Source organism: Leucobacter celer subsp. astrifaciens (assembly GCF_001273835.1).
Lineage (GTDB): Bacteria > Actinomycetota > Actinomycetes > Actinomycetales > Microbacteriaceae > Leucobacter > Leucobacter celer.
On record NZ_JHEI01000135.1, the window covers coordinates 1 to 26,975 of the forward strand.

Here is a 26,975-nt window from a genome sequence, read left to right on the forward strand (position 1 = left end):
CCCGCGGCCGGCGTCGCCCGCCACGAACACCCCGGGAAGGCCCGTCGAGTAGTCCTGCTCCCGCTCGAACGCGCCGCGGGCACCGCGGGGCAGCGAGACCGCGGCGTCCTCGACCTCCTCGGGACCGGTGAAGCCCATGGCGATGAGCACGAGGTCGGCCTCGATGAGTCGCTCGGTGCCCGGGATCGGCACGCGCCCGTCCTCCGTGAAGCCGGTCTCGGCGACGCGCAGGGCGCGCACTCCGCCGTGGTCGTCGCCCACGAACTCGACGGTCGATGCCAGGTAGCGGCGCTCGCCGCCCTCCTCGTGGGAGCTCGACACCTCGAACAGGGTCGGGTGCACCGGCCACGGCTGCGCATCGGTGCGGCTCGGCGACGGCTTGCGGCCGATCGCGAGGTTGGTCACCGACCTGGCCCCCTGCCGATGCGCGGTGCCGATGCAGTCGGCACCGGTATCGCCGCCGCCGATCACGACGACGTGCTTGCCCGCGGCATCGTGCGGCGTGGCCTCCAGCGCACCCGCCCGCACGCGGTTCGACGCCGTGAGGTAGTCCATCGCGAAGAGCACGCCGGAGAGCTCGCGTCCGGGCAGCGGCAGCTCGCGCGGCACCGTGGCGCCCGTCGCGACCACCACGGCGTCGAAGCGGCGCCGCAGTTCGGTCCACGACATGTCGCGACCGATCTCGATACCGCAGCGGAAGCGCGTGCCCTCCTGCTTGAGCTGCTCGATCCGACGGATCACGAGCTCCTTCTCGAGCTTGAAATCGGGGATGCCGAAGCGCAGCAGACCACCGGGCTCCTCGTCGCGCTCGTACACGGCGACCGTGTGACCGGCGCGGGTGAGCTGCTGCGCCGCCGCGAGACCGGCCGGCCCGGATCCGACGACCGCGACCGTCTTGCCGGTGAGCCGCGAGGGCGGCTGCGGCTGCACCCATCCGTTCGCGAAGGCCTGATCGATGATGCTGTTCTCGATCTGCTTGATGGTCACGGCCGGCTGGTTGATGCCGAGCACGCACGCAGACTCGCAGGGCGCCGGGCAGGCGCGTCCGGTGAACTCCGGGAAGTTGTTCGTCTCGTGCAGGCGCTCGATCGCCTCGCGACCGCGACCGCGGTACATGAGGTCGTTCCACTCCGGGATCAGGTTGCCGAGCGGGCATCCCTGGTGGCAGAACGCGACGCCGCAGTCCATGCAGCGCGACGCCTGACGGGCGACGAGCTTGGGGTCCGAGGGATCGACGACCTCGCGCCAGTCCTTGAGACGCAGCGCGACGGGACGCTTGGGGGCGAGCTCGCGCTCGCGCACCTTCAGGAATCCGCGGGGATCAGCCATGGGTCGCCTCCAGGATCTCGGACCAGACCCGTTCGCCGTCGGGGTCGATGCCCTGTTCATTCGCGCGGACACGGATCTCGAGCACCCTCGAGTAGCCGCGCGGGATCAGTCGTGTGAAGCGCCCGAAGAGGCGCTCCGGGTCGGCGTCGCAGTCGGCGAGCAGCGCGCTCGCGAGCTCTGAGCCGGTCTGCTCCAGGTGCCGGCGCAGCAGCGCCACGATCTGCTCGCGGAGCTCGCGCTCCTCGGCGCCCAGCGGCTGCAGCAGCAGTGCGCCGGAGCTGAGCTCGGCCGCGTTCACATCGGCCGGATCGAGATCGAGGATCACCGCCTCGCCGCCGGACATGCCGGCGCCGATGTTGCGCCCGGTGGGGCCGATGATCAGCGCGAAGCCGCCGGTGAAGTACTCGAGCGCGTGATCTCCCGTGCCCTCGACGACGGCCGTGGCGCCGGATCCGCGCACCAGGAAGCGCTCGCCCACCGCGCCGGCGATCCAGAGCTTGCCCGCCGTGGCGCCGTAGCCGATGGTGTTGCCGGCGATCACGTTGCCGAAGGCCGGGTGGCCCGCATCGGAGTGCGGCCGGATGGCGATCTCACCGCCCGAGAGCCCCTTGCCGACGTAGTCGTTCGCGTCGCCGATGAGCCGCAGCGTGATACCCGGCGGCAGGAAGGCGCCGAGCGACTGGCCCGCCGAACCCGTCAGCGTGACGTCGATCGTATCGGGGGCGAGCCCCTCGGCGCCGTGCCGCTTCGTCACCTCGTGACCGAGCATGGTGCCCACGGCGCGGTCGATGTTGCGGATGGGCAGGTCGATGATCACGGGCTCGCGCCGCTCGAGCGCGTCGCCGGACATCGGGATGAGCTTCACGTCGTAGTGCTGCTCAAGCTCGTGGTCCTGCTCGGCGCCGTGGCGGCGCGGCTCCTCCGGCGCGAACTCGGGGCCCCGCAGGATCGGCGTGAGGTCGAGCCCCTCGGCTTTCCAGTGCCGGATCGCGTCGTCCACGTCGAGCGCGGCGGTGTCGCCGATCGCCTCGGCGAGCGTGCGGTAGCCGAGGGACGCGAGAAGCTCGCGCACCTCCTCGGCGATGAAGCGGAAGAAGTTGACCACGTGCTCGGCCTTGCCCGTGAAGCGCTCGCGCAGCTCCGGGTTCTGCGTCGCGACGCCCACCGGACAGGTGTCGAGGTGGCACACGCGCATCATGATGCAGCCCGAGACCACGAGCGGCGCGGTGGCGAAGCCGAACTCCTCGGCACCGAGCAGCGCCGCGACGATCACGTCGCGGCCGGTCTTCAGCTGGCCGTCGGCCTGCAGCACGACCCGCTCGCGCAGCCCGTTGAGCATGAGCGTCTGCTGCGCCTCCGCGAGGCCGAGCTCCCACGGCGATCCCGCGTGCTTGAGCGAGTTCATCGGGCTCGCGCCCGTGCCGCCGTCGTGTCCGGAGACGAGGATCACGTCCGAGAGCGCTTTCGCGACGCCCGCCGCGACCGGGCCGATGCCCGATTGCGCCACGAGCTTCGTCGAGATCCGGGCCGAGGGGTTCGCCCGCTTGAGGTCGAAGATGAGCTGCTTGAGATCCTCGATCGAATAGATGTCGTGGTGCGGCGGCGGCGAGATGAGACCGACACCGGGGGTGGCGTGCCTGGTGCGCGCGATCCACGGATACATCTTCTGCGGCGGCAGCTGCCCGCCCTCGCCGGGCTTCGCGCCCTGGGCGAGCTTGATCTGGATCTCGTCGGCGTGCGTCAGGTACATCGAGGTGACGCCGAAGCGGCCGGATGCCACCTGCTTGATCGCGCTGCGCCGCTCGGGATCGAGCAGCCGGTCCTCGCTCTCACCGCCCTCGCCCGTGTTTGACCTGCCGCCGAGCCGGTTCATCGCGATGGCGAGGGTCTGATGCGCCTCCGGCGAGATCGACCCGTAGCTCATGGCACCCGTCGCGAATCGCTTCACGATCTCGCTGACCGGCTCCACCTCGTCGAGCGGCACGGGCGGGCGCTGCGGTGCGAGCTTGAAGAGCCCGCGCAGCGTCATCAGCCGCTCCTGCTGCTCGTTGACGCGCCGCGTGTACTCCGCGAAGATCTCGCGACGGCCGGTGCGTGTGGCGTGCTGCAGCTTGAAGATGGTCTCGGGATCGAAGAGGTGCGGCTCCTCGCCGCGGCGCCACCGGTACTCGCCGCCGGTCTCGAGGTACTTGTGCGCGAGCACCGCGGGGTCGTCGGGGTAGGCCGACCGGTGCCGGGCGGCGACCTCGGTCGCGATCACGTCGAGGCCGACGCCGCCGAGCTTCGAGGCGGTGCCGGTGAAGTAGCGATCCACCACCCCCTTCGAGAGGCCGATGGCCTCGAAGGTCTGCGCACCGCAGTAGGAGGCCACGGTGGAGATGCCCATCTTGCTCATGACCTTGAGCATGCCCTTGCCGAGCGACTTGATGAGCTTGGCGATCGCCTCCTCCTCGGTGGTCCCCGGGATCGAGCCGTTGCGCACGAGCAGGCCCACCGACTCCATGGCGAGGTAGGGGTTCACCGCCGCGGCGCCGTAGCCGATGAGCGCGGCGACGTGATGCACCTCGCGCACGTCTCCGGCCTCGGCGATGAGCGCGACGCGCATGCGCTGGCCCTCGCGGATGAGGTGATGGTGCACCGCCGAGATCGCGAGCAGCGACGGCACGGGCGCCAGGTCCTTGTTCGAGTCGCGGTCGGAGAGGATGATGAACTCCGCGCCCGCATCGATCGCGGCGCTCGCCTCCAGGCACATGGCCTCGAGCCGGTCGGCGAGCCCCTTCGCGTCGTAGTCGACCGGGTAAAGGCCGCGGATCGTGACGGCGCGCTCCCGCTCGGGATCGTCGCCGAAGTGCTGGATGCGGGCGAGCGCATCGTTGTCGATCACCGGGAAGTCGAGGATCACCTGGCGGGTGTGATCGATCGACTGCGTGAGGAGGTTCTCCTGCGGACCGATGCTGGTGACGAGGCTCGTGACGAGCTCTTCGCGGAGGGCGTCGAGCGGCGGGTTCGTCACCTGGGCGAACTGCTGCACGAAGTAGTCGAAGACGAGGCGCGGTCGGTCCGACAGCACCGCGATGGGGGTGTCCGTGCCCATCGCTGCGAGCGGCTCGATGCCGTCGCGCGCCATGGGGGTGATGAGCAGGCGCAGCTCCTCCTCGGTGTAGCCGAAGGTACGCTGGCGGCGCGTGATCGACGCCGGCGGGTGCACGAGGTGCTCGCGCTCGGGCTGCTCGGAGAGCCGGATCAGCCCCTCGTCGACCCACTCCCCCCACGGTGCGAGGCTCGCGAGCTCGGCCTTGACGGCCTCGTCGTCGCGGATCCCGCCCGTCGCGAGATCGACGGCGATCATGCGCCCCGGCTGCAGGCGGCCACGGCGGATCACGCGGTCGGGCGCGATGTCGAGCACGCCCGTCTCGCTGGCGATCACCATCACGCCGTCATCGGTCACGAGGTAGCGGCCCGGGCGCAGCCCGTTGCGGTCGAGGGTGGCCACCAGCTGCTTGCCGTCGGTCGCGATCATCGCGGCGGGGCCGTCCCACGGCTCCATCACGAGCGAGTGGTACTCGAGGAAGTTCACGACATCCGGGTGCAGACCGGTCTCCGACTCCCAGGCCTCGGGCACCATCATGGCGAGTGCGTGCGGCAGGGAGCGCCCGGCCATCACGAGCAGCTCGAGCACCTCGTCGAAGCTGGCCGAGTCGCTGCCGCCCTCCGAGCAGATCGGGAGCAGGGGCCGCACGTCCCCGAGCAGTTCGGAGGAGAGCTGCCGCTCGCGGGCGCGCATCCAGTTGCGGTTGCCACGCACCGTGTTGATCTCGCCGTTGTGGGCGACCATGCGCAGCGGCTGCGCCAGGTGCCACGAGGGGAAGGTGTTGGTGGAGTAGCGCGAGTGCACGATCGCGAAGCGGCTGATGAAGCGCTCGTCGGAGAGCTCGGGGTAGAAGCCGGGCAGCTGGAGCGTGGTCACCATGCCCTTGTAGACGATGGTGCGCGCGCTGAGCGACGGCAGGTAGCAGCCGGTCTCGTGCTGCACCCTCTTGCGGGTGCGGAAGGCGCGGCGCTCGAGCTGGTCGGTGTCGAAGACCTCGCCGGCGGCGGCCACCAGGACCAGCTGCTCGATGGCGGGACTCGCCTCGCGGGCGCTCCCGCCGAGCACCTCGGGCCGCACGGCGACCGGACGCCAGGCGAGCACGGAGAGGCCCTCCTCCGCCGCGATCGCGCCGATGCGGTACTTCGCCGCCTTGCGCTCGGTCGAGGCCTGCGGCAGGAAGGCGAGACCCGCGGCGTATGCGCCGACCTCGGGCAGCCGCAGCGCCGGATCGTGCTCCGCGAGCGCGGCCCGGATGAATGCGTCGGGGAGATCGCTGAGGATGCCCGCTCCGTCGCCGGTGCCCGCGTCGGAGCCCACCGCACCGCGGTGCTCGAGGTTCTCGAGCGCCTCCAGGGCGAGCGCCACGATCTCGTGACTCGCCTCCCCCGTCAGCGACACCACCGACGCGAGGCCGCAGGCGTCGCGCTCGTCGGCGGGGTCGTAGAGACCGACGGGCGCGGGAAACGCCCCGGTGCCGGTGTTCGGGGTCTGCGTGCTCGGGCTCCCTGGGCGTACGGTCATCGACGTCCTCTCTGGTCTGCGGGACATCGACGGCCCGGGCGGTACCACGCTCGGGGTATCGCTTTCGAGAACGACGACGTCACGGCGAAACGCGGTGGCTGGAACATCAAATTTACCACTCGTTTCTTCGGCGAAACGAATTCGTAATCGTAGTTTCTACAACGGATTCGGAAAAGTGCGCATATTTGCCGAACATCGTGCGGAACAGCTTGATATTCGCCGCACACGACGGAGCTGCGTAACACGATCGAAACATTGTCGTCGCTGCGGCGAAATCGGGCCGCAAAAGAGGAGCGTCCGATAGTCGGAACCAGCCCTGTCGGGCGTTCAACTATCGGACGCTCGACGCGCGCTCGGGGATCGTCAGCCCTCGGCTCCGAAGCTCGAGGTGTCGCCCACGAGACGGGTGTGGTCGGCCGGCACCGGGTCGACCGCGGCCCGCGCGACCTCGGCCGCGAACTCGGAGACGTTGTAGAGCTTGCCCGCCTGTTCACGGCGCGCCTCGATCGCGCCGGGGTTGAGACGGTTGAGCAGCGTCGCGGTGACGGTGCCCTCGATCATGTCCCCCGAGACCACGGTGAAGCCGATCCCCCGCTCCTCGAGCTCGGGAATGCGCTCGCGCAGCGCGTCCTCGCCCGCGCGCTTCGACAGCGCGACCGGCACGTACTCCGGCATCGTGGGGGTGGTGCGGATGAAGTGCGCCTGGTGGCTGGTGACGAAGACGACGCGCGAGCCCGCTCCCATCAGCGGGAGCGCCGCATCGAGCACGGCGATCTGCGCATCCCGATTGAGCTGCAGCGCGTAGTCCTCCCCCATGCCGCTCTCCATGCCGCCCGACGCGTTGAGCACGAGAATGTCGAGTCCGCCGAACTCGCGCTGCACCTCGGCCATCATCGCGCCGACCGACTCGGGATCGGTGAGGTCGGCGCCCTGCACGATCGCGCGCACGCCCAGCTCCTGCAGCTGCGCGGCGAGCTTCTCGGCGCGGGGGGCCTTGTTGCGGAAGTTCACGACCACATCGGCGCCCGCCTCGGCGAAGTAGCGCACCGTGTCCGCGCCGATGCCGCGGGACGATCCCGTCACGAGCGCGCGGCGGCCGGCGAGGCTGCCGGGTTCAAGAATCTGTGTCACAACTGCTCCTCAATCGTCTTGATCACGTGCCTCCAGAGTAGTGGACCGCCGGGAGAAACCCCGGCATGGGGTATCGGGAACACCGGTCGAGCGAGTACGCTGCAAAGCATGGCGAAGGCGCCTCCGAGACCGGTGGCGCCGGAGTTGTAACCGACAGGCGAGGAGGTTCTCACCATGGCCGACCGAACGCTTCGAGGAACGCGCATCGGCGCGACGAGCCTGCAGGGCGAGGAGGGTGTCGAGCTCTCGCCCCGGCGCACCGTCGAATACCTCACCGACCGGGGCAATCGCTTCGCCGTGCTGTTCGACGCCGACGCCGAGCCCCCGGCCGAGTGGGTCGATCAGAAGAGCGGAGAACTCGGCTTCCTCGACGACGAGGCCGGCCGCGCGGCCCGGGCCGAGTTCGAGGAGAAGGAGTCGTCGCAGCGCACTCCCTGGGACATGCTCATCGAACGGCGCACGCGGGAGGAGCTCGAGGAGCTGCTCGAGGAACGGCTCCAGCTACTCCGCGCTCGTCGCGGGGGCAAGTGACGGGGCGGGATCCCGCTCCGCGGCCGTGAGCTGCGGCTCGGGGTCCCGAGTCGCCGCGACGCGCTCGGGTTCGTCGCTCCGCATGGCCGCCTCGTTCCAGCGCCGACGGGTTCCCCCGCCGAGCCGCTTCCAGGAGCGGTCCCTGATGAAGACCGCGTCGATCGCGATCATGGTGAGCGAGAACCACGGCAGGCCCATCGCCACGCCGATGGCGATGTGGAAGCTGAGGATGCCCGCGAGCGCCACGAGGCGGGTGGGACGCGTGAGCAGCATCAGCGGGAAGCCGATCTGCAGGAGGATCGATCCCCACGCCGCGATCGCGACGGCCGGGCCCCAGAAGGTCAGCAGCTCCGACAGCACCGGCCAGGTGCCGAAGCGCATCGTGCTCAAGGGATCGTAGACGGCCCAGCCCCCGGCCCACGGCGCGCCCTGAGCCTTGTAGAGTCCGCCGGCCACGTACACGAACGACACCTGCGCCACGAGGGCGACGAGGGCGAGGTTGTGCAGCACCGTGCCGAGCTGGCGCGGTGCCGACTCCGCGCGGAACCACTCCCCCCGCCGCGCACGGCGCCGGGCATCGAGCGACCACCGTGCGGCCGGATCGGCGAAGAACATCAGGATCAGCGCGATCCGCTGCATGTTGTCGCTCTGATCGCCCACCATGTCGTTGGCCTCGATGAAGCTCACCCAGCCGACGAAGAACAGCGGGAGCACGATCCGGAACCGCCACCCGAGGATGAACAGCACCGCGAGCACGATGAGGGCGACGTAGCAGAGCGTGAACCAGAAGTCGTCCGCGGCCACCCGGTTGAACAGGCTGAAGAGCCAGATGTTCGGGAAGTCGCTCACCGGCTGCCGGATCTCCCCGTTCCAGGCGGATCCGGAGCCGAAGGTGTACAGACGCGTGCCGAAGTTCGACAGCAGCAGACCGAGCATCGCGCCGCCGAAGAGCATGCGCGTCACCGCGAGTCCGTAGAGCGCCTTCTTGCCGTCGAAGAGCCAGCGCTCGCAGAAGAGCACCGCCGCGCCCAGTCCCTCGACGACGGCGGTCCACGCGGCGCCGATCATCGAGCCGATGAAGGCGCCGAGTCGCGCCACGGGGGGCCGTGGGCGGCCGCGCTGCTCGCTCATCGGGTGATCCTCTCGTACTGCGCGCGGAAGACGCGCGCGAAATTCTCATCGTTCTGGCCGGGCTCCGTCAGCCTGGCGCGCCAACCGGACTCGGTCATCATCGGCTCGGGACGCTGCGCACCCGGGGTGTTGCGGTCGGCGAACGGCACGATGTTCTGGCGGCTCACGCGGTACTGCACCGAGCGCACGGCGTCGCCCCAGACGGCCCCGGCCACCTGCGTCGCGTACGCCGTCGAGAGGTGATCCGCCTCGAGATACCGGTCCACCTCGGCCTCTCCGGCCTCCTCGCCGAGCAGGTCGGCCCCGTCTCCGTTCGTCGGGCCGCCGAGCAGCGCCTCGCGCAGCTCGTCCTCCCAGCCCTCCGAGCGATAGACCTCGGCGACGATGCCCTGCTGGTCCCGTCCGAGCGCGTCGTAGGCGCTCTTGTACGTCGAGGCGACCTCGGACGACTGGATGCCGGCGCGCGGCGGGAAGAGGTTGTATCGGATCATGGAGAGTTCGACGTCGGTGGCGCTGACCCAGCCCGTCTCGATCTCCTCCCCGTCCTCCTCGAGGATCGCGCGAACGTTGAAGTGGTAGTCGCCGTTGATCGGCTCCGGAGCGAACACGCTCCACGACTGGCCGAAGAACGGGATCATGTACGAGGTGAGCGCGTTGCCCGGCACCACCTCGCGCAGCGGCGTCGGCGGCCCGATCCAGAGGAAGGAGGCGAAGATGTGCCAGGCCGTCACCACCACGGCCCCGAACGCCACCAGGCGCACCCAGACCCTGGGCCGCCCGTCCCCCTGTTCGCGCCCGGTCGTGTCTTCAGTGCTCACTCGCTCCCCTTTACGATTCCCCCGGCCCTAGATTACACACGGTCGGGGGTCGGGCGTGCACTGCCTCCGCGCGCGCCGTACCGCGCCCATGCGGATCCCGTGACGCCGCCCGCAAGACCCAGCCCGCCGAGCAGGAACCAGCCCGCCGCAATCGCGGCTCCGAACCTCAGCGCCGGGGTCTCCCCGTCCACCAGGGGCACCTCCGCGACCATCGCCCCGGCGGTGTGGGGCACGAGGCGATCGAGATCGCCGCCGTCGGGTGCGACGACCGCGCTCGTGCCGACGGTCGAGATGTTCACCAGGGCGCGTCCGGTCTCGACCGCGCGCAGACGGGCGATCGCGAGCTGCTGCGCGCTCTCGTCGGTGCGGCCGAAGTCGGCGTTGTTGGTCTGGGCGAGGATCAGCTCCGCGCCGCCGTCGACCATCGCCTCGGCCTGCGTGTCGAAGATGATGTCGAAGCAGATCGCGATGCCGACGCGCACGGCGCCCCCCGGCGTCTCGATGTCGAGCGCCGCCGGCCGCGTCCCGGCGGCGTACTCGAGCTGCACGAGATCCACGAGGTCGGGCACGATGGCGTGGAAGAAGTCCCGATTCGGCATGTACTCGGCGAACGGCACCGGGTAGCGCTTGTCGTATCTGCCGGGCAGCGGGCCGTCGGCTCCCCACACGAGGGAGCTGTTCGTGTAGCTTCCGTCGTCGTTCGGCAGCACCGACCCGATGACGATGGGGGCCTCTGCGCGCTCTGAGAGCTTCGCCACGCGGTACTGGCCCAGCGGACTGCCCGGCAGGTCGAACTCCGCGCTGTTCTCCGGCCAGACGATGAGATCGACGGCGTCCCCCTCGTCCTCGAGCCGGTCGAGCAGGGCGGAGGTCGCCTCGACGTGATCCTCCAGCACCGATCCCGACTCGCGATCGTCGAAGATCCCCGACTTCGAGTTGCCCTGCACCGCCGCGATCCGCAGGGTGCCGCTCCGCTCCAGTCCCGCCGCCGGCACGAGTGCGAGGAGCAGGATCATCGCCGCCGAGACGACCGCCGCCGAGACGACCGCCGTCGAGCGGGCGCGGCGGGCGCGCCCGTCGCCCGTGCGCGCGAATGCGGCCGAGACCGGCAGTGCGCAGGCGAGCGCCAGGATCCCCGAGAGTCCGGCGAAGCCGAACCACGACACCGCCTGCAGCAGCGGCCCCTCGGCCTGGGTATGGGCGAGCCGCCCCCAGGCGAACCCGCCGTAGGGCCACGCCCCCTGCACGCTCTCCCGCAGCACCCAGAGCCCCGCGACCGCGAGCGATTGGGCGAGGACGAGCGGCAGGACCCCCGCCGACAGGCCCGGGCGGCCCCGTCCGAAGACACGCACGAGACCGCGCGTCGCCACGGCCGCGGCGACGCCGAAGAGCGCGAACCAGAGGATCATCACGGCGCACAGGCCGAGCCACGGGATCGGGCCGAGATACAGCGTGAGCCACGAGATGTGCGGCATCCAGAATGCGGCTCCGGCCGCCGCACCCGCCGCAAGGCCGATCCCCCAGCGCTGCTGCCAGACCGCGGCGAGGATCAGCACCGCGCCGGGAAAAGCGGCCCACCACCACGCGAGATCGGGGCTCGCCACGTCCAGCAGGAAGCCTCCCGCCGCCGCGCACACGAGCGCCGCCCACCCGGGCAGCCTCGCCATCATGCCGCGGGGGTCGGTCGGCGCAGCGTCACTGGCCACTCGACGCCTCGACGATGCCCCGGCGCACGCTGCGCTTCGCCTCGCGCGCCGATCGGGCGAGCTCTCCCAACCGGTCCTCGTCGAGCCCGGCCAGGGCGGCCGTCTCGCAGGCCTGGGCGATCTGGTCGAGCAGATCGATGGTCTGCTTGGTCCAGCGCACGAAGTCGCCCGCCCCGATCCCGGAGCGTTCGAGCACCTCTTCGATCGGACGGCCGGACGCCCAGGCGTGCATCGTGGCGGCCAGACCGGCGTGGGGCATCTCGCTGCGCGGCAGGCGGGAGCGCTCGGCCAGGTCGTCCAGCCGCACCCAGGTGTCGAGGATCCGGTCGTGCGCGGCGGCGAACGCGGGGCCGCCCGGCAGCCGGGGCTCGCCCTCGTCGTCGCGTCGCGGCTCGTAGCTCAGCACGCAGCACATCGCGGCGAGCCCCGCGGCGTCGAGACCGCGCAGCACGTCGTGGCGCAGGCACTCGGCCACGAGCAGGTCCCGCTCGCCGTAGATGCGCCGCAGCAGCTCGCCCCAGAGCGTCACCTCGGGCTCGCCCTCGATCCGCTCCAGATATCCGAGTTCGAGCAGCAGCTCCACGACGCGGTCGAAGGTGCGCGCGATCGTCCCCGTGCGGGAGGCGATCTGCCGCCGCCCGCGCTCGATACGGCGACGCAGCTTGCGCGCGCGGTCCTCCCAGCGCCGGCGATCCGAGCCCTGCGATCGGGCCGCAGCCGCGTCGTAACCCGCCAGCGAGCTCTGCTCCGCCCGCAGCTCGCGCGCCTGATCCACCACCGCGCGATCCGCCTGGAACTGCGCGAAGGAGAGTTCGAGCGTGTCGCGCACGCGAGCCTCATCCATGCGCTGCAGCAGATTGACCGCCATGTTGGGGGTGGGCCGGAAGCTGGATCGCACCGGGAACGAGCGGGCGCCCGCGAGGTGGGCCAGCGCCTCGAGATCCACCCCGTCGCTCCACACCACGACCGAGTGGCCCTCGGTGTCGATCCCGCGCCTCCCGGCCCGGCCGGTCAGCTGGGTGTACTCGCCCGAGGTGAGCGGGACCCGCTGCTCCCCGTTGAACTTGTCGAGCCGCTCGATCACCACGGCCCGCGCCGGCATGTTGATGCCGAGCGCGAGGGTCTCCGTAGCGAAGACGAGCTTGACGAGGCGGCGCTGGAAGAGCTGCTCGACGACCGTCTTGAAGGTCGGCAGCAGGCCGGCGTGGTGCGCTGCGACCCCGCGCTCGAGCCCGGCGAGCCACTCCCGCACGCCCAGGACGCGCCGCTCCTCCTCGCTCATGTCGCGCACCTCGTGGCGCGCGATCCGACGGATCTCGTCGCGCTCCTCGCGACTGGTGAGCGAGATCCCCTCGTAGAGGCACTGGCGCACGGCCTGATCGCACCCGTTGCGGCTGAAGACGAAGACGATGGCGGGCAGCAGCTCGGTCTCATCGAGGGCGCGCACGATATCGGCGCGCGAGACCCGGCGGTTGCGGCGCACCGGGGCGCGTCCGCGCGACCGCTCCCGGCCGCGCTCACCCGGGCCGCGCGACCCCGAGCCGCGGCCCCCCTCGAGCATGCGCAGCTCGGGATTGATCCGGCCGCCGTGGGCCGTCGCGGCGTCGCCGTCCCGACCGACGTAGAGCGGCAGCAGCGCCCGCGCGGTGAGCACGTGCTGATAGAGCGGCACCGGCCGGTGCTCGGAGAGGATCACGTCCGTGTCTCCCCGCACCGCGTGCATCCAGTCGCCGAACTCCTCGGCGTTCGACACCGTGGCCGAGAGCGCCACGAGACGCACGCTCTGGGGCAGGTGCAGGATGATCTCCTCCCACACCGCGCCGCGGAAGCGGTCGCCCAGGTAGTGCACCTCGTCGAGCACGACGAAGGCGAGGTCGTGCAGCGCACTCGATTCCGCGTAGATCATGTTGCGCAGCACCTCGGTCGTCATCACGACGATGGGCGCGTCGCCCCGCAGGTTCACGTCCCCGGTGAGCAGGCCGACCTCGTCCTCGCCGTACTCGGCGCAGAGCTCGTGGAACTTCTGGTTGGAGAGCGCCTTGATGGGGGCCGTGTAGAAGATGCGCGCGTCGCGCTCCCGGCGCGCGAGGTACACGGCGAACTCGGCGATGGTCGTCTTCCCCGAGCCGGTGGGCGCCGCCACGAGCACGCTGCGCCCCTCCTCCAGCCGCTCGCAGGCCGTGCGCTGGAAGGCGTCGAGCGGGTAGCCGATGCGCTGCGCGAAATGCTCGAGTGCGGTCTCGCCGCTCATTCGCCGTCCCGGGCCTGGTCGTCACCGATGCCGTACTCCGCGAGCTCGGCGGATCGGCGCTTGTCGACGCGGCGATCGTGCAGGATCGCGATGCCCGCCGCCCCGAAGTAGAGCACGACGATGGGTGCCGCGAGCAGGAACATGCTCATGAGGTCGGCCGCGGGAGTGGCGATGCCCGCGAACAGGATGATGAGGAGGATCGCCAAGCGCCAGCTCTTGAGGATCGATGCGCCGCGGATCACCCCGATGAAGTTCAGCATCACCAGGAAGGCCGGCATCACGAAGCCGATCCCCACCGCGAGCAGCAGCTTGATCGCGAAGTCGAGGTACTCGCGCGCGCCCAGGTTGAAGGTGTCCTCATCGGGCTGGAAGCTCGCCATGAGCCGCACGATGTTGGGCATCACCCGCCACCCCGCGTAGGCGCCGCCGAGGAAGAGCGGCACCGCCGCCCCCAGGAAGGCCACGCCGTACAGCTTCTCGCGGCGGGTGAGGCCGGGCGCCAGGAAGGCCCAGATCTGGTAGAGCCACACGGGCGAGGCCAGCAGGATGGCGATGAACAGCGCGATCTGCACGTGGGTATCGAAGGCCCCGGTGATGTCGGTGTAGCTGATGACGGCGTCGCGGCCGTCCTCTCGCAGCCAGAGGACCGGCTGGCGCAGCACGTCCCACACCCAGGGCGTGAGGATCCAGCCGGCGATGAGCGCGAGTGCGATCGCGATCGCCGAGATCATCAGGCGTTTGCGAAGCTCGACCAGGTGCTCTCCGAGGCTCATCCGCCCCTCGGAATCGCGCCGCTTCCGCGCCTGTTTTGCCATTCGCTCAGTGTATCCCAGACGACTCGGGGTTTCGGATGCGCGCACGCCTTCGGCCTCCTCCTCGCTAGTCCCCGTACGCGGAGAGCGCCCGGTCGGCCCACTCCCGCACGGCCTCGCGCGCCTCCGCCGGCTGCTCGATCACGATCTCGCCCGGGGCGCGCTGCACGAGCCGCACCGCGGTGCCGGGATGCCAGGCTTCGATGCGCACGCGCAGCCGCTCGCCCTCGGCCGAGATCGGCTCCGGCGAGAACGCGCTGATCCGGGACAGCGCGCGCTCCGACACGGTCGCGACGATCTCGGTCATCGGCTGCCGTCGCTGCACCGGGACCTCCCGGGGCACGACCGCCTCGGCGAGCTCCCGGAGGTCGCGCATCTGGTCGACCCGGAAGGTGCGCTCGGCCTGGCGCTGCAGGCAGAAGCCCCGCAGGTACCACGATCCGGAGTCCTGGGTCAGCGAGAGGGGTTCGACCCGCCGTGAGCTCGCCGCGCCGGATGCGTCGCGGTACTCGAACGACAGCACCCGCCCGGAGTCGATCGCCGACACGATCCCGGGGATCCGCTGGTCCTCGGGGTCCGCCGTCACCGAGATCGGACGGTGCTCGGGTCCGCCGAGCGCGCGGCCCAGCTTGCCCGCGGTGCGCTGCGCGAGCTCCGCGTCCTCCGGGGGCAGCAGCGGGGTGAGCGCGTGCAGCCCCGCGATCAGAGCGGCCGTCTCCGTCTGCGCGAAGCGGGGCGCCTCGTCGACCGCGACCGTCTGCGTGAGACTCACCACGTCGTGCTGCTCGAGCGCATCCCAGTCGATGTCGAAGAGGTCCTCGTGCTGGTAGCTCAGGGTCTCCCCCGGTACGCCCGCCGTGCCGAGGAAGCGGACGAGCGCGCGCAGCAGTTCGGCCGGCACGTCGAACGCCTCGGCGAGTCGCGGCACCGGGGTCGGTCCGTGCTCACGCAGATACGGCACGAGGGACAGCAGCAGCAGTACGCGGTCGGGGGCGATGACGTTCTTATGCATCGGGCGCCTCCTGCGCGGTGTGCTGCTGGGCTATTGCCTCCTGCACGGTGTGCTGCTGCGCAGCGCGCCGCAGACCGGCGATCACCGCCTCGCGCAGCTGCTCCGGCTCGACCACCACGACCTCCGCGCCGTAGCCGATCAGTTCGGCGGTGAAGATGTGCTGGTCGAGCGCGCCGATCCGCAGCTCCACGAACTCCTCCGCCCCGTGCGCGCCCGAGTCGTCCCCGGGGTGCTCGGCTCGCGGCGCCAGCCTCGCCTCCGCCACCGAGCCTCGCCGCACGCGCAGCACGGACCGCTGACGCTCCGGCAGCCGCAGCAGCTCATCGACGATCCCATCGGCGCGCTCGCGCAGCGCGGGATCGAAACGCGCGTTCGAGACCCGTACCGGGCCGGAGATGCGCTCCAGCAGGAACACCCGATCGGCGTCCCGCTCGAGATCCCGGGCGATCAGATGCCATCTGCCGTCGGCTCGGTGCAGCCGCAGCGGGGCGACGTGCCGCTCGAGCGGCGTCTCCCGACTCGGCAGCGTGTACCCGAACTGCACCACCCGGTCCTCGTCGATCGCGCGCTGCAGCGGCGCGGCCGCCGGCTCCGCGGAGCCGAGACTCGGCGCGACTCCGAGCTGCCGCACATCGAGCCCGGCGCCCAGCGCCTCGAGCTTCATGGTCGCCCGCCGCGACTCGGAGCTCAGACTGCCCTCGCGCCAGGCGAGCGCGGCGAGCCGCAGCAGCATCAGCTCCCGCTCGTCGAAGCGCAGCTCCGGAGGAAACTCGAGCAGCTCCTTCGCGATCCGATAGCGGGTGAGCTGGTTGTTGCCGGGCTCGAGCGGCGAGTCGCGGGTCTCGATCTGGATGCCGAGCGCGCGCAGCTGCTCCTTGTCGCGCTCGAACTGCCGGTCGAGCGCGGCACCCGGCCCCTCGGCCCGGTACCGGTCCGCGTAGCCGTGCACGGACGACAGCAGCTCGCGCTTCGTGAGCCCCTCCGGGCTCACGACGAGGGCGAGTACGAGACTGAAGATGCGCTGCTCGCCCGGTACACGACCGGCCATCGAACGCCTCAGTTGACGCCGACGATGTCGACGACCAGCACGCGGGCCTGTCCGTCCTGCTCGTTCTCGATGACCACGACCTGAGAACCGACGGAGGCTCCGGTGAGCTCGGCGCGCACCGCGGAGCCCAGCTGGTCGGAGGGCTGCTCCTCGGTGCCGGCCGCGATGAGCCCGGTGTCCCAGGTGTTCAGCTGCTCGGCACCGTCCCAGCCGACGCTGAGCACCTGCGCGATGACGTTGTCATCGGCGGCGATCGCATCGCCGGAACCGGTGATGCGCACCGCCGAGTCGGTGCCGGCCGGAGCGGGCCGCGGGGGCAGCACGACACCGGGGCGACCCTCGTCGTTCGTCACGACCGCGGGATACCCCGAGGGCAGGCCGCGCACCGGACCGCTCGCCGAGAGCGGGCTCGTCGTGACCGTGTCGATCACCCCGACGATGGGGGTGACGGCGACGCTGCCGAGCTGCATCCCGAACTGCATGCTCTCCTCGGGAGACAGCGCCAGCACCACGCGGTCGCCCGGCACGGTGCAGCGCACCGCCTCGCTCAGCGGGTTGGCGGCATCCTCCGAGACCAGCAGGAACTCGGGCGACTGGCCCGCCTCCGCGAAACCGGGGCTCTCGTACAGCTGCTCGCCGCTGTCGGAATCGAAGAACGCCATGTTCACCCCGACCAGGGTGCCCTCGCCCGCCGCACCGGACCGATCCTCCGCCTCGTGCACCACGGTGCGCTGCGAGGCGAGGATCTCTACCTGCTCCGGAGCGGAGATCTGCGGGGCCTCCCCGAAACCTCCCAGCACGGTCACGCTGTCGCTGAGCGCGCCCGAACCGAGTTGCGGCTCGCAATCGGCGGCCGCCCGCTGCGCACTGCAGCCGGTCGCACCGGCGAGGAGCAGCGCAACCGCTGCGGTTGCGGGAACCAGTCGACGAAGCATATGCACCTCTCGCGAAAGCCTGTGTGAACCTCGCTATCCTATCGAATCCGGATGGGATCCACGCTCCTGACGCGCGGCACCGTCGGCATCCTCCGACGCCTCATCCACTCGGGCGCCGCGCTCCCGCGCGAAGCGCTGCGCCTCGCGCACCTTCTTGCGCAGCACCTTGTCGCTCTTGCCCCGCTCGCCGACCACCTCGGGGGTCCAGACCTCACCCGATGCCGCGCCGCCCAGATCGGGAAGCCAGCTGGCCAGGTCGTCATCGGTGAACTCGCCCTTGGAGGCGCGCCGCTTGAGCTCGGGCAGCACCGTTCCGGGTGCGAGCCTGCGCGCCGTGATGAGGAAGCCGGTGTGAGCCACCATGCGGTGATCCGGCCGCACCGCGAGCCCCTCGACGTGCCAGCCGCGCACCATGGTCTCCGAGGACTGCGGGTGGGTGAACGAGCCGCTGCGACGGATCCCCTCGGCCGTGCGCGAGAGCTGCGTCACCGTGGCCACGTAGCAGATCAGCACCCCGCCGGGCGAGAGCGCCTCTGCCGCGACGTCCACGCACTCCCACGGCGCGAGCATGTCGAGCACGACCCGGTCGACGCTGCCCGGCGGGCAGGTGGAGGGCAGCGTCTCCTGCAGGTCGCCGACGGTGACGGTCCAGTTCTCCGGCGCCCGGCCGGCGAAGGCCGCGACGTTGCCGCGAGCGACATCGGCGAACTCCTCGCGGCGCTCGAACGAGTGCAGCCGCCCCTCGGGGCCGATCCCGCGCAGCAGGTGCAGCGACAGCGCTCCGGACCCGACGCCGGCCTCGACCACGCGGGCGCCCGGGAAGATGTCGGCGAGCGAGAGGATCTGCGCCGCGTCCTTCGGGTAGACGATCGCCGCTCCGCGCGGCATCGACATCACGAAGTCCGAGAGCAGCGGGCGCAGCGCCAGGTACTCCTCGCCGCTGCTGTTCACCACCACCGAGGCGTCGGGAAGCCCCACGATCTCCGAGTGGCGGATCATGCCGCGGTGGCTGTGGAACTCGCCGCCCTCGACGAGGGTGATGGTGTTGAGGCGCCCCTTCGGGCCCGTGAGCTGCACACGGTCGCCGTAGCCGAGCGGGCCGCGAGGCGCCGGTGTCGCGGCGAGCAGGCCGGGAAGCCCGGACCCGTCGCTCTCTGAGGGCTGCTGCCGCAGGAGGGCGAAGCGCGCGGCGACGCGTTCGGCGTCCACACCGGCGAGCGTCGGCCACAGCTCGTGCGCCGAGGCCTTCGAGAGATCGACCAGGTTGGGCACTCCGATGGCGATCGCACCGGAGGCCCGGGCGGAGCCGAGCCCCGGAGCCGAATCCTCGATCGCCACGCAGTCCTCGATCGCCACGCCGAGCAGTTCCGCGCCGCGCAGATAGGGCTCCGGGTGGGGCTTCTCGTGGGCGACCTCGTCGCCGGTGACGCTGGCGACGAACGAGCCGGCGGGCAGCATCTCGAGCACCACATCGGCGATCGAGCGCACCGACATCGTCACGAGCGCGCTGGGAATGCCGGCCTCGGCGAGCGACGCCAGGAGCTCGAGGGCGCCCGGGCGCCACTCCGGCTCGGAACCGCGCAGACCCGCGATCACCCCGTCCGCCCACTCCGAGATGATCTCGTCGGCCTCGAGCGGCACGCCCAGCTCCTGGAACAGCGCGGCGGCGGCCCGCAGCCCGGAGCCGACCATGCGCTCGCTCATCTCGGGGCTCAGCTCGATCCCGTAGCGGGCCAGCATGGCGAGCTCCGCGGTGAGCCAGAGCGGCTCGGAATCGATCAGGGTGCCGTCCATGTCCCACAGCACGGCGGCCGGGGCGGTTCGAGTAGGAATCGCGCTCATCCCAGCAAGTCTACCGATCTGCACGCCGCTCGTTCGCTGGCCGCGGAGTCCTCCAGGGCCGAACGCGCGGAACACGCACCCTGCAGCCGATATCCTGGTGCACATCCGTCCCGACCCAGAGGAGCGCCGCTTCGTGACCGCATCCGCCGCACAGTACCCTCGCGTACTCATCGCCGCCTTCCAGGGCTGGAGCGACGCCGGCGACGCGACCACCGAGGTGCTGCAGCACCTCGGCGAGCTGCTCGAGGCCGAGGTGCTGCACGTGATCGGCTCCGAGGGATACGTCGATTTCCAGGTGCACCGGCCCCGGCTCGTCCTGGACGCGTCCGGCAAGCGCGAACTCGAGTGGCCGGACACGCGCCTGTACGGCAAGGTGGAGCGCCCCGGGGAACTCCGCCGGGCCGATGCTGAGGCCCCGGCGGACTCCGACGCCGCGACCGAGACCGTGCACCGGCTCGACGGCAGCCCGGTCACCGACCTGTTCCTGCTCGCGGGGGTCGAACCGGCACGCGACTGGCAGAACTTCGCCGACGAGATCGTGGAGCTCGTCGACGTGTGGGCGATCGACATCGTGATCCTGCTCGGGGCGATGTTCTCCGATGCGCCGCACTCCCGCCCCATCGTGACGACGCTCACCTCGGAGAGCGCGGAGCTGCGCACCCAGACCGGGGCCGAGCGCAGCAGCTACGAGGGGCCGGCAGGCATCTCGGCCGTCGTCGACCTCGCGCTCACGGAGGCGGGGATCCCGCCCGTCTCGCTGTGGGCCCACGTGCCCCACTACGTGCACAGCACCCCCTCGCCCAAGGCCACGCTCGCGCTGCTCGACAAGCTGGAGGAGCTGCTCGACGTGGTGATCCCCCGCGGCGAGCTGCTGGTCCAGGCGAACGAGTGGGAGGCCAACATCAACCGCATCGCCGCGGCCGACGAGGAGATGTCGCGCTACATCCGCCGTCTCGAGGAGTCGCGGGACGAGGCGCTCGCCGCCGAGACGACGGGAGACGCGATCGCGCTGGAGTTCGAGAAGTTCCTCGAGCGCGATCGCCAGAATCCCGCCATCGCGGATCCGCCGCTCTCGAGTGCCGTCGGCGGAGACGACGGCTCCGCAGACGACGATGCCGCAGACGCGGGCTCAGGCGACACAGCCGCCGAGAAGGACCCGGATCGGGATCCTCCCGCCGAAGAGGGCCCCGGCTCCGCCGAGTCCTGACCACCGCTCCAGTCGAACCGCCTGGCCGGCTTCGGCCGGGCGATCCGCTTCAATCGGGGTCGGCGCAGGAGATGCGGAACGTCATGAGCGGGGCGGCCTCCTCTGCCTTACACGTGCAACAGGACTCAGGGGTTCACGCCGCCCTCAGCGCTCCACGTCCGGCCGCTCAGAGCTCCACGCCCAGCAGTGCCAGCACGGCCGTCGCCACGAGACCGGGATCGTCCACGCCTCGGTCGAGGGCTGCGTCGAGCGTGGCGAGCATCACGGGCGTGTCGAGATCGTTGGCGAGCGCCGCTCGCAGCTGCTGCAGCACCCACGCAGACGAGGCGGGGTCCTCACTCGAGCGCCGCAGCCCCTCGCGCCACGCCTCGAGTCGCCGCGTCGCGGTGTCGAGGTCGCTGTCCTGCCACTCCCACTCCGAGCGGTAGTGGTGGGCCAGCAGCCCGAGCCGGATGGCCGAGGGATCCGCGGCCGCAACGCTCTGGGTGCCGTCGAGCAGCCTGGACACGAACACCAGATTGCCGCGGGACTTCGACATCTTGTGCCCCTGATACGACACGAGCCCCGCGTGGCAGTACGCGTGCGCGAGCGGCGTCCCCGAGAGCGCCGTCGCGTGCGCCGCCGTGTACTCGTGGTGCGGGAAGATGAGGTCCGATCCGCCGCCCTGCACGGTGAAGGCCCCGCCGAGCGCGCGCGTCGCGATGACCGAGCACTCGATATGCCAGCCGGGGCGCCCCTCTCCCACGGGCGACTCCCAGCTCGGCTCGCCGGCGCGCGCGGCGCGCCACAGCAGCGGATCGAGCGGATTGCGCTTGCCCGGACGATCGGGGTCGCCGCCGCGCTCCGCGCTCAGCCGCAGCATGAGCTGGCGGTCGTAGGGCGCGACGTCGCCGAGCCGCCACTGCGACGCCTCCTCGGCGGCATCGGTGTCGAAGTAGACGTCCTCTCCCGCGGCATCCTCGGTGGGCACCCGGTAGGCGAGACCGCGCTCGAGCAGCTCGCGCACGGCTCCGGCGATCTCGTCGATCTGCTCGGTCACCGCGACGTAGTGCTCGGGCGGGATCATGCCCATGCGGTGCATGTCGGAGCGGAAGAGGCCGATCTGCTCGTCGGCGAGCTCCCGCCAGTCGACGCCCGTATCGGCGGCTCGCTCCAGCAGCGGATCGTCCACGTCGGTGATGTTCTGCGCGTACACGGTCTCGATGCCGGCGTCGCGCCACGCCCGCTGCATGAGATCGAACGCGAGGTAGGTGAAGGCGTGACCCAGGTGGGTCGCATCGTAGGGTGTGATGCCGCAGACGTAGAGCAGAGCCCGCCCCTCGGGGATCGCGGGGTGCTCGAGACGACCGCTCGCGGTGTTGAAGAGCTTGGGGATGATCCCGTCGCCCGGCAGCTGCGGGACGACGGGCGGGGTCCAGGTTCTCACAGGCCGACTCCGTTCGTCGCTGCGACCGCGGCGGCGCCCTGCGCGACCGCGGTACCGCCTTCAGCGCTCAGCACGCCCGTGCCCAGCAGCACCATGATCACGACGCCGAGCAGCACCCGGTACACCACGAAGGGCATGAAGCTGCGCTTCGAGATGTAGCTCATGAAGAACTTGATCACGAAGATCGCGACCACGAAGGCGATCGCCGAGGCCACGATCGTCATCGACATGGGGGCGCCGCCGCTGGGCTCGCGGATCTCCTTGAAGAGCTGGTAGAACCCCGAGCCGAGCACCGCGGGAATCGCGAGCAGGAAGGAGTAGCGGGCCGCAGCCTCGCGCTTGTAGCACATCAGCAGGCCGGCGGTGATCGTGCCCCCCGACCGGGAGACGCCCGGGATCAGCGCCAGCGCCTGGGCGAAGCCGTAGATGAGACCGTGCTTCCAGGTGAGCTGTTCGAGTGGACGGACCTTGCGGCCGACCCGATCGGCGACGCCGAGCAGCAGGCCGAAGACGATGAGCGTGGTCGCGACGAACCAGAGCGAGCGCAGCGTGGTCTCGATCTGATCCTGGAAGAGCAGGCCGAGCACCACGATCGGCAGGGTGCCGAGGATGATCCACCACCCGATGAGGGCGTCGGGATCCCTGCGCTGCACGCGGCCCGAGAGCGACTGGAACCAGCGCCCGATGATGCGCACGATGTCGCGCCAGAAGAACACGATGACCGCTGCCTCGGTGCCGATCTGCGTGATCGCGGTGAACGCCGCCCCGGCGTCGCCGATGCCGAGCAGTTCGCTCGCGATGCGCAGGTGGGCGCTCGACGAGATCGGGAGGAACTCGGTGAGCCCCTGGATGATGCCGAGGAGGATCGCCTCGAAGATTCCCATCGTTTCCTTTCATGGCGGAAGCAGCGCACCGCTTCTGATTCGGGCCGCCGTCCAGAATAGCCCAGCGCGTCGCTCAGTAGGTGCGCAGCAGGTCCACGAGCACACGATGCCCGAAGTCGAGCGCCTCGAGCGGCACCCGCTCGTCGACGCCGTGGAACATGCCGGGGAAGTCGAGGTCGGCCGGCAGTCGCAGCGGCACGAAGCCGTATCCGGTGATGCCGAGCCGCGAGAGCGCCTTGTTGTCGGTGCCGCCGGAGAGCAGATACGGCAGCACTCGGGCCTCAGGATCGGCGCGCCGCAGGCAGGCCGTCATCGCATCGACGAGCTCGCCGCCGAACGGCACCTCGAGCCCGATGTCGGAGTTCACGGTCTCGATCTCGATGTCGGGACCGACGATGCGCTGCACCTCGGCGAGCACGTCGGCCTGCTCGGCGGGCAGCGAGCGCACGTCGACGAGCGCCTCGGCCGTGTCCGGGATCACGTTGTGCTTGTAGCCGGCGGTGAGCACCGTCGGGTTGCTCGTGTTGCGCAGGCTCGCCTGGATGAAGCCGCCGCCCGTGCCGAGCCGCACCACCAGCTCGTCGGGCGACACCTCGCGCGGGTTCTCGCCGAGGATCGCGGCGACCTCGTCGAGCAGCTCGCGGGTCGTGTCGCAGAGCACGAGCGGCCACTCGTGCCGCCCGAGCGCGGCGATCGCCTCGGCCAGGCGCGTGACCGCGTTGTCGTGCCACACCCGGGACCCGTGGGCGGCGGTGCCGCGGGCCCGCAGCCGGATCCAGTCGAGCGCCTTCTCACCGGTCTGGACGAGATAGGCGCGGGTGCCCGCGATATCGATGGAGTAGCCGCCCACCTCGCTGATGGCGGTCGCCGCGCCGGCGAAGAGCTCGGGGTGGTTCGCGACCAGGTGGTGGGCGCCGTAGATCCCGCCGTTCTCCTCGTCCGCGAAGAAGGCGAGGATGATCTCGCGCCGCGGCAGCTCCCCCGCGCGCAGCAGCTCCGCGACGGCGGTCAGCATCATCGCGTCCATGTCCTTCATGTCGACCGCGCCCCGGCCCCAGAGCATGCCGTCCTTCACCTCGCCGGCGAAGGGATCGACGCTCCAGTTCGCCGGATCCGCGGGGACGACGTCGAGGTGACCGTGCAGCACCAGGGCGGGCAGCGCGGAGTCGGCGCCCGGCACACGCGCGATCACGCTCGCGCGCCCCGGCACCGACTCGAAGATCTGCGGTTCGAGCCCGAGATCGCGCAGATAGGCCGCGACGTACTCGGCCGCCGGCAGCTCGGGCTCGGCGTCTCCCCCACCGCGGTTGGTGGTGTCGATGCGGATCAGATCGCGCGCCACACGAGCGGTCTCGGAGAGCGGCGGTTCGGTCGATTCTGGGCGCTCGGGCTCCGTGATCTCGATGCTCATGATCCCAGCGTAGCCGGAGCCCCGGCCCCCGGCGTGCCGTGTGACGCCGGAACACGATACGCTCGCAGAGTGTGCCGCCACGGGTCGCGGCGATATCGACAGCACGGAGGTGACCACGGTGAGTGCCGCGCGCCTGCCCGTTGCCGGTTTTCTGCTCGCGATCGGTTCGGCGGCGAGCTTCGCGCTCTCCGGCATCTTCGCGAGCGCGCTCATCTCGGCGGGCTGGAGCGCCGGCGCGGCCGCCTCGGCGCGCATCCTCGTCGCGGCGCTCATACTCGCCGTGCCGACCGTGCTCGCCCTGCGCGGGAAGTGGGATCTCGTGCGGCGGGCCTGGTGGCCGATCCTGCTCTTCGGACTGCTGGCCGTGGCCGGATGCCAGCTCGCCTTCTTCCTGGCGGTCGAGTTCATCCCGCCGAGCCTCGCGCTGCTCATTGAGTTCATGGGCCCGGTGCTGCTGATGCTCTGGATGTGGCTGCGTACCCGGGTCGCGCCGTCGGGCGTGACGCTGCTCGGGGCCGCCATCGCGGTCCTGGGCCTCATCGCGGTCTCCGGCGTCGGCTTCGGGGGCGCGCTGCACCCGCTCGGCATCCTGTTCGCGCTCATCGCGGCGATCGGCAACGCCGCCTACTACGCCACCGGCGCCGCGAGCGGCCACGGGATCCCGCCGCTGCCCTTCGTGGGCCTCGGGCTCGCCGTGGCGGCCGTCGCGCTGGTCATCGCGAGCGCGATCGGCCTGCTCCCCTTCACCGTCACCGACGCCGCGCCGGTCATCGCGAGCGTCGAACTCTCGCCGGTCGCCGTCGTCGCGGGCATGGCGCTGATCTCGACGGTGGTGGCGTACGTGCTCGGCGTATCGGCCTCCCGCCGTCTCGGAGCCACCGTGGCCAGCTTCACGGGGTACTCGGAGCCCCTGTTCGGCATCTTCTGGACCATCGTGCTGCTCGCGGTCGTGCCCTCGGGGGCGCAATGGATCGGCGCCGCGCTCATCGTGGCGGGAGTCGTCACCGTCAAGGTCGGCGAGCTGCTGGGCGCGCGGAAGCGAAGAGCGCCCTCGTCTAGTTGAACATGAACGTCGACGCGCAGGTGCCGAACGCGATGACGAATGCGGCGAAGAGCACGAGCGTCACCCACGCCTTCGGCGGCAGATCCTGCGGCGACTCCTCGGAGCTGTTCGCGATTCGCTCGTCCTCACGATCCGTCGGCGACGTCACAGCGCGCTCGCGATCCTGGAGATGTCGGTGGCCATGGCGATGGCGAGGATCACGAACACGATGGCGATGAACCAGGTGTACATCCAGCGATAGCGGTGGTCGCCGATCCAGAACCGCCGCACGCTGATCACGCCGTTCACCCCTGCGACGAGGCACAGCAGGATGCCGACGGGAGCGGCGAACACCCCGGCGAAGCCGAGGATGGGAACGAGGATCGGCACGAGCAGGTACGTGATCAGGCAGCGCACCCCGGAGACGACCATGGAGACGCGGAAGCCGCGATGCGCCTCGCGCTCCACACGCGGAGAGCGGTCCACCTCGCGAACGCGCAGCAGCGCTCGCATGAACCGGTCGGCCGCCGACCGTTCCGGCGCGGGTGCTCCCGCAGCGGGGGCCGCCTCGACGGGGATCGTCTCGGTCTCGGACCGTCGATCCTGCTGAGACGGCGGTGCGCTCACGGAGGTCATCGCTTCCCCTCAATCGGTTCGTCATGGACTGCAGGCTGAGGCCCGCTGGACGGATCGCCTGCGCGCTCCAGCCTAACAAGCTCTCGCTCGGATCGCGCTGGCTGCGTCAGGACTGGCAGCACGCGCGCGCACGACGCAGCGCGCTGCACCGAGGGCGAGACGCCCTCGGGAGCTGCCATGGACAGCCAGAAATGGCTGTCCACCTGACTGCGTCAGGACTGGCAGCTCGGGCACCAGTAGAGCTTGCGCGCGCCGAACTCCTCGAGCTGGATGTTGGTGCCGCAGCGCTTGCAGGGCGTGCCCTCCAGCTTGTACACCCAGTGCCGTTCGTCCCGATCCGCGAGGGCCTGCTGATAGGCCGCGCCCTCGAGCCCGTCGATCGTGATCATCTGCCCGACGGTGATGCCGACCTCGAGCAGGTGCGCCCAGTCGTCCCAGAGCGCCTCGAGCACGGCGGGATCGAGCGAGTTGGCCGGGGCGTGCGGGTCGAGCCCGGCGCGGAACAGCATCTCGGCGCGGTAGACGTTGCCGATGCCGGCCACCACCGACTGGTCCATCAGCACCAGGCCGATCGGGGTCTTCTTCTTGTGCGCGCGCTCCACGAAGCGCCGGCGCTCGGCCGGGGTGTTCGCGTTCGCGGGATCCGGACCCAGCCGCTGGATCACGGCGTCGACCTCCGCGGGAGTCAGCACCTCGCAGGCCGTCGGGCCGCGCAGATCGGCGCACACCGTCTCGTTCAGCAGGCGCACCCGCACCTGGCCGACCGGATCGGGCGGGAAGTCGCCGTTCTCCTCCTCGGCGCGGTCGCGCTCCGCCATGCGCACGTGCGCGACACGGGCGCGGCGCGGCGCGCCGATCGAGGTGACGGAATCCTCCCCGTCCCGGTCGACGACGCCCGCCATACCCGTCTGGCCGAGCCTGCCGCGGCCGAACTTCGTCGCGTGGATCTGGATCGACGGATCGATGCGCACCTCGCCCGCGAAATCCCAGGCGCCGTAGATGCCCAGGTGCACGCGCAGCCAGTGGTCGCCCTCGAACTCGAGGAACATCTGCTTGCCCACGGCCCGGGCGTCGGTCATCTCGTGACCGCTCAGGATCGCCGCCCCCTGGGCGAAGCGCCCCTGCGGGCTCGTCACCTCGGGAGCGGTGCCCACGAAGTTGGTGCCGAACTGGCGGGCGATGCGGTGGACGGAGTGGCCTTCGGGCATGGT

General features: G+C 70.9%; 21 protein-coding genes and 1 pseudogene. 3 read left to right on the plus strand and 19 right to left on the minus strand.

The window, feature by feature from the left end; translation table 11 throughout:
• The 3 genes from AMS65_RS06570 to AMS65_RS06580 all read right to left on the minus strand — a co-directional run.
• On the minus strand, positions 1–1,329 hold a 1,329-nt coding region (locus tag AMS65_RS06570; RefSeq protein WP_053383385.1), incomplete at its 3' end, for a glutamate synthase subunit beta.
• On the minus strand, positions 1,322–5,941 hold the full coding sequence (gene gltB / locus AMS65_RS06575; protein ID WP_053383386.1) for a glutamate synthase large subunit: 4,620 nt from the start codon (positions 5,939–5,941) through the stop codon (positions 1,322–1,324). The genes AMS65_RS06570 and gltB, both read right to left, overlap by 8 nt.
• A gap of 363 nt (positions 5,942–6,304) precedes the next feature.
• On the minus strand, positions 6,305–7,072 hold the full coding sequence (locus AMS65_RS06580) for an SDR family oxidoreductase (RefSeq protein ID WP_053383387.1): 768 nt from the start codon (positions 7,070–7,072) through the stop codon (positions 6,305–6,307).
• Positions 7,073–7,246: 174 nt separating this feature from the next.
• Here AMS65_RS06580 and AMS65_RS06585 point away from each other — a divergent pair, with 174 nt between their 5' ends.
• Complete coding sequence (locus tag AMS65_RS06585) at positions 7,247–7,603, plus strand: RNA polymerase-binding protein RbpA (RefSeq protein WP_053383388.1); 357 nt, start codon at positions 7,247–7,249, stop codon at positions 7,601–7,603.
• Here AMS65_RS06585 and AMS65_RS06590 read toward each other — a convergent pair.
• The 10 genes and pseudogenes from AMS65_RS06590 to AMS65_RS20325 form a co-directional block, all read right to left on the minus strand.
• Positions 7,574–8,734 (minus strand): HTTM domain-containing protein, encoded by a 1,161-nt coding sequence (locus tag AMS65_RS06590; protein ID WP_053383389.1) that lies wholly within the window; start codon positions 8,732–8,734, stop codon positions 7,574–7,576. The two genes, AMS65_RS06585 and AMS65_RS06590, sit on opposite strands and share 30 nt — an antisense overlap.
• A complete protein-coding gene (locus AMS65_RS06595) occupies positions 8,731–9,552 on the minus strand; it encodes a DUF5819 family protein (RefSeq protein ID WP_053383390.1) in 822 nt (273 codons plus the stop codon). Before AMS65_RS06595 ends, AMS65_RS06590 begins: the two co-directional genes overlap by 4 nt.
• Positions 9,553–9,584: 32 nt before the next feature.
• Positions 9,585–11,258: an apolipoprotein N-acyltransferase gene (gene lnt, locus AMS65_RS06600; RefSeq protein ID WP_241489365.1), complete on the minus strand. Its 1,674-nt coding sequence runs from the start codon at positions 11,256–11,258 to the stop codon at positions 9,585–9,587.
• Positions 11,248–13,509 (minus strand): DEAD/DEAH box helicase, encoded by a 2,262-nt coding sequence (locus tag AMS65_RS06605; RefSeq protein WP_053383391.1) that lies wholly within the window; start codon positions 13,507–13,509, stop codon positions 11,248–11,250. Before AMS65_RS06605 ends, lnt begins: the two co-directional genes overlap by 11 nt.
• Positions 13,506–14,324: a twin-arginine translocase subunit TatC gene (gene tatC / locus AMS65_RS06610; protein ID WP_193787010.1), complete on the minus strand. Its 819-nt coding sequence runs from the start codon at positions 14,322–14,324 to the stop codon at positions 13,506–13,508. The genes AMS65_RS06605 and tatC overlap by 4 nt, the downstream gene beginning before the upstream one ends.
• A gap of 64 nt (positions 14,325–14,388) precedes the next feature.
• On the minus strand, positions 14,389–15,333 hold the full coding sequence (locus AMS65_RS06615) for a helix-turn-helix transcriptional regulator (protein WP_053383393.1): 945 nt from the start codon (positions 15,331–15,333) through the stop codon (positions 14,389–14,391).
• Positions 15,326–16,381: a helix-turn-helix transcriptional regulator gene (locus AMS65_RS06620; RefSeq protein ID WP_053383394.1), complete on the minus strand. Its 1,056-nt coding sequence runs from the start codon at positions 16,379–16,381 to the stop codon at positions 15,326–15,328. Before AMS65_RS06620 ends, AMS65_RS06615 begins: the two co-directional genes overlap by 8 nt.
• An 8-nt stretch (positions 16,382–16,389) precedes the next feature.
• A complete protein-coding gene (locus AMS65_RS06625) occupies positions 16,390–17,316 on the minus strand; it encodes a hypothetical protein (protein WP_053383395.1) in 927 nt (308 codons plus the stop codon).
• Positions 17,317–17,349: 33 nt separating this feature from the next.
• Positions 17,350–18,444, minus strand: coding sequence for a tRNA (adenine-N1)-methyltransferase (locus AMS65_RS20320; RefSeq protein ID WP_053383642.1), 1,095 nt, complete (start codon positions 18,442–18,444; stop codon positions 17,350–17,352).
• 153 nt (positions 18,445–18,597) lie between these two features.
• Positions 18,598–19,329: pseudogene (locus AMS65_RS20325) on the minus strand (HAD family hydrolase); the annotation flags it as partial.
• On the opposite strand from AMS65_RS20325, the gene AMS65_RS06635 reads away from it, so the two are divergent.
• The gene (locus AMS65_RS06635) at positions 19,292–20,365 is read left to right on the plus strand and encodes a PAC2 family protein (protein WP_075200906.1); all 1,074 of its coding nucleotides are present in this window, start codon (positions 19,292–19,294) and stop codon (positions 20,363–20,365) included. The pseudogene AMS65_RS20325 and the gene AMS65_RS06635 sit on opposite strands and share 38 nt — an antisense overlap.
• A 166-nt stretch (positions 20,366–20,531) precedes the next feature.
• Here the strand turns inward: AMS65_RS06635 and mshC are convergent, their stop codons facing one another.
• The 3 genes from mshC to AMS65_RS06650 all read right to left on the minus strand — a co-directional run bounded on the left by mshC (position 20,532) and on the right by AMS65_RS06650 (position 24,086).
• Entirely contained in the window at positions 20,532–21,791 is a 1,260-nt protein-coding gene (gene mshC / locus AMS65_RS06640; protein ID WP_053383396.1) for a cysteine--1-D-myo-inosityl 2-amino-2-deoxy-alpha-D-glucopyranoside ligase, read from the minus strand.
• Positions 21,788–22,675 (minus strand): undecaprenyl-diphosphate phosphatase, encoded by an 888-nt coding sequence (locus AMS65_RS06645; protein ID WP_053383397.1) that lies wholly within the window; start codon positions 22,673–22,675, stop codon positions 21,788–21,790. Before AMS65_RS06645 ends, mshC begins: the two co-directional genes overlap by 4 nt.
• 73 nt (positions 22,676–22,748) lie before the next feature.
• Positions 22,749–24,086, minus strand: a complete 1,338-nt coding sequence (locus AMS65_RS06650; protein ID WP_053383398.1) for a M20/M25/M40 family metallo-hydrolase — start codon at positions 24,084–24,086, stop codon at positions 22,749–22,751.
• A gap of 118 nt (positions 24,087–24,204) precedes the next feature.
• Here AMS65_RS06650 and AMS65_RS06655 point away from each other — a divergent pair, with 118 nt between their 5' ends.
• A complete protein-coding gene (locus tag AMS65_RS06655) occupies positions 24,205–25,149 on the plus strand; it encodes an EamA family transporter (protein ID WP_053383643.1) in 945 nt (314 codons plus the stop codon).
• Here the strand turns inward: AMS65_RS06655 and AMS65_RS19380 are convergent.
• The 3 genes from AMS65_RS19380 to AMS65_RS06665 all read right to left on the minus strand — a co-directional run bounded on the left by AMS65_RS19380 (position 25,142) and on the right by AMS65_RS06665 (position 26,972).
• Entirely contained in the window at positions 25,142–25,297 is a 156-nt protein-coding gene (locus AMS65_RS19380) for a hypothetical protein (protein ID WP_157502129.1), read from the minus strand. The genes AMS65_RS06655 and AMS65_RS19380 overlap by 8 nt on opposite strands.
• Positions 25,294–25,764, minus strand: a complete 471-nt coding sequence (locus AMS65_RS06660; protein WP_241489366.1) for a hypothetical protein — start codon at positions 25,762–25,764, stop codon at positions 25,294–25,296. The genes AMS65_RS19380 and AMS65_RS06660 overlap by 4 nt, the downstream gene beginning before the upstream one ends.
• Positions 25,765–25,976: 212 nt before the next feature.
• Entirely contained in the window at positions 25,977–26,972 is a 996-nt protein-coding gene (locus tag AMS65_RS06665; RefSeq protein ID WP_053383399.1) for an Fpg/Nei family DNA glycosylase, read from the minus strand.
• Positions 26,973–26,975: the final 3 nt, after the last annotated feature.

What these genes read in the sequence shown, in the direction of transcription:
- AMS65_RS06665 (WP_053383399.1), bottom strand. Translation starts at nt 26,972, where the DNA reads ATGCCCGAAGGCCACTCCGTCCACCGCATCGCCCGCCAGTTCGGCACC.
- AMS65_RS06660 (WP_241489366.1), bottom strand. Translation starts at nt 25,764, where the DNA reads ATGACCTCCGTGAGCGCACCGCCGTCTCAGCAGGATCGACGGTCCGAG.
- AMS65_RS06625 (WP_053383395.1), bottom strand. Translation starts at nt 17,316, where the DNA reads ATGCTTCGTCGACTGGTTCCCGCAACCGCAGCGGTTGCGCTGCTCCTC.
- AMS65_RS06590 (WP_053383389.1), bottom strand. Translation starts at nt 8,734, where the DNA reads ATGAGCGAGCAGCGCGGCCGCCCACGGCCCCCCGTGGCGCGACTCGGC.
- AMS65_RS06620 (WP_053383394.1), bottom strand. Translation starts at nt 16,381, where the DNA reads ATGGCCGGTCGTGTACCGGGCGAGCAGCGCATCTTCAGTCTCGTACTC.
- AMS65_RS06650 (WP_053383398.1), bottom strand. Translation starts at nt 24,086, where the DNA reads ATGAGCATCGAGATCACGGAGCCCGAGCGCCCAGAATCGACCGAACCG.
- AMS65_RS06645 (WP_053383397.1), bottom strand. Translation starts at nt 22,675, where the DNA reads ATGGGAATCTTCGAGGCGATCCTCCTCGGCATCATCCAGGGGCTCACC.
- AMS65_RS06585 (WP_053383388.1), top strand. Translation starts at nt 7,247, where the DNA reads ATGGCCGACCGAACGCTTCGAGGAACGCGCATCGGCGCGACGAGCCTG.
- tatC (WP_193787010.1), bottom strand. Translation starts at nt 14,324, where the DNA reads ATGGCAAAACAGGCGCGGAAGCGGCGCGATTCCGAGGGGCGGATGAGC.
- gltB (WP_053383386.1), bottom strand. Translation starts at nt 5,941, where the DNA reads ATGACCGTACGCCCAGGGAGCCCGAGCACGCAGACCCCGAACACCGGC.
- AMS65_RS06615 (WP_053383393.1), bottom strand. Translation starts at nt 15,333, where the DNA reads ATGCATAAGAACGTCATCGCCCCCGACCGCGTACTGCTGCTGCTGTCC.
- AMS65_RS06605 (WP_053383391.1), bottom strand. Translation starts at nt 13,509, where the DNA reads ATGAGCGGCGAGACCGCACTCGAGCATTTCGCGCAGCGCATCGGCTAC.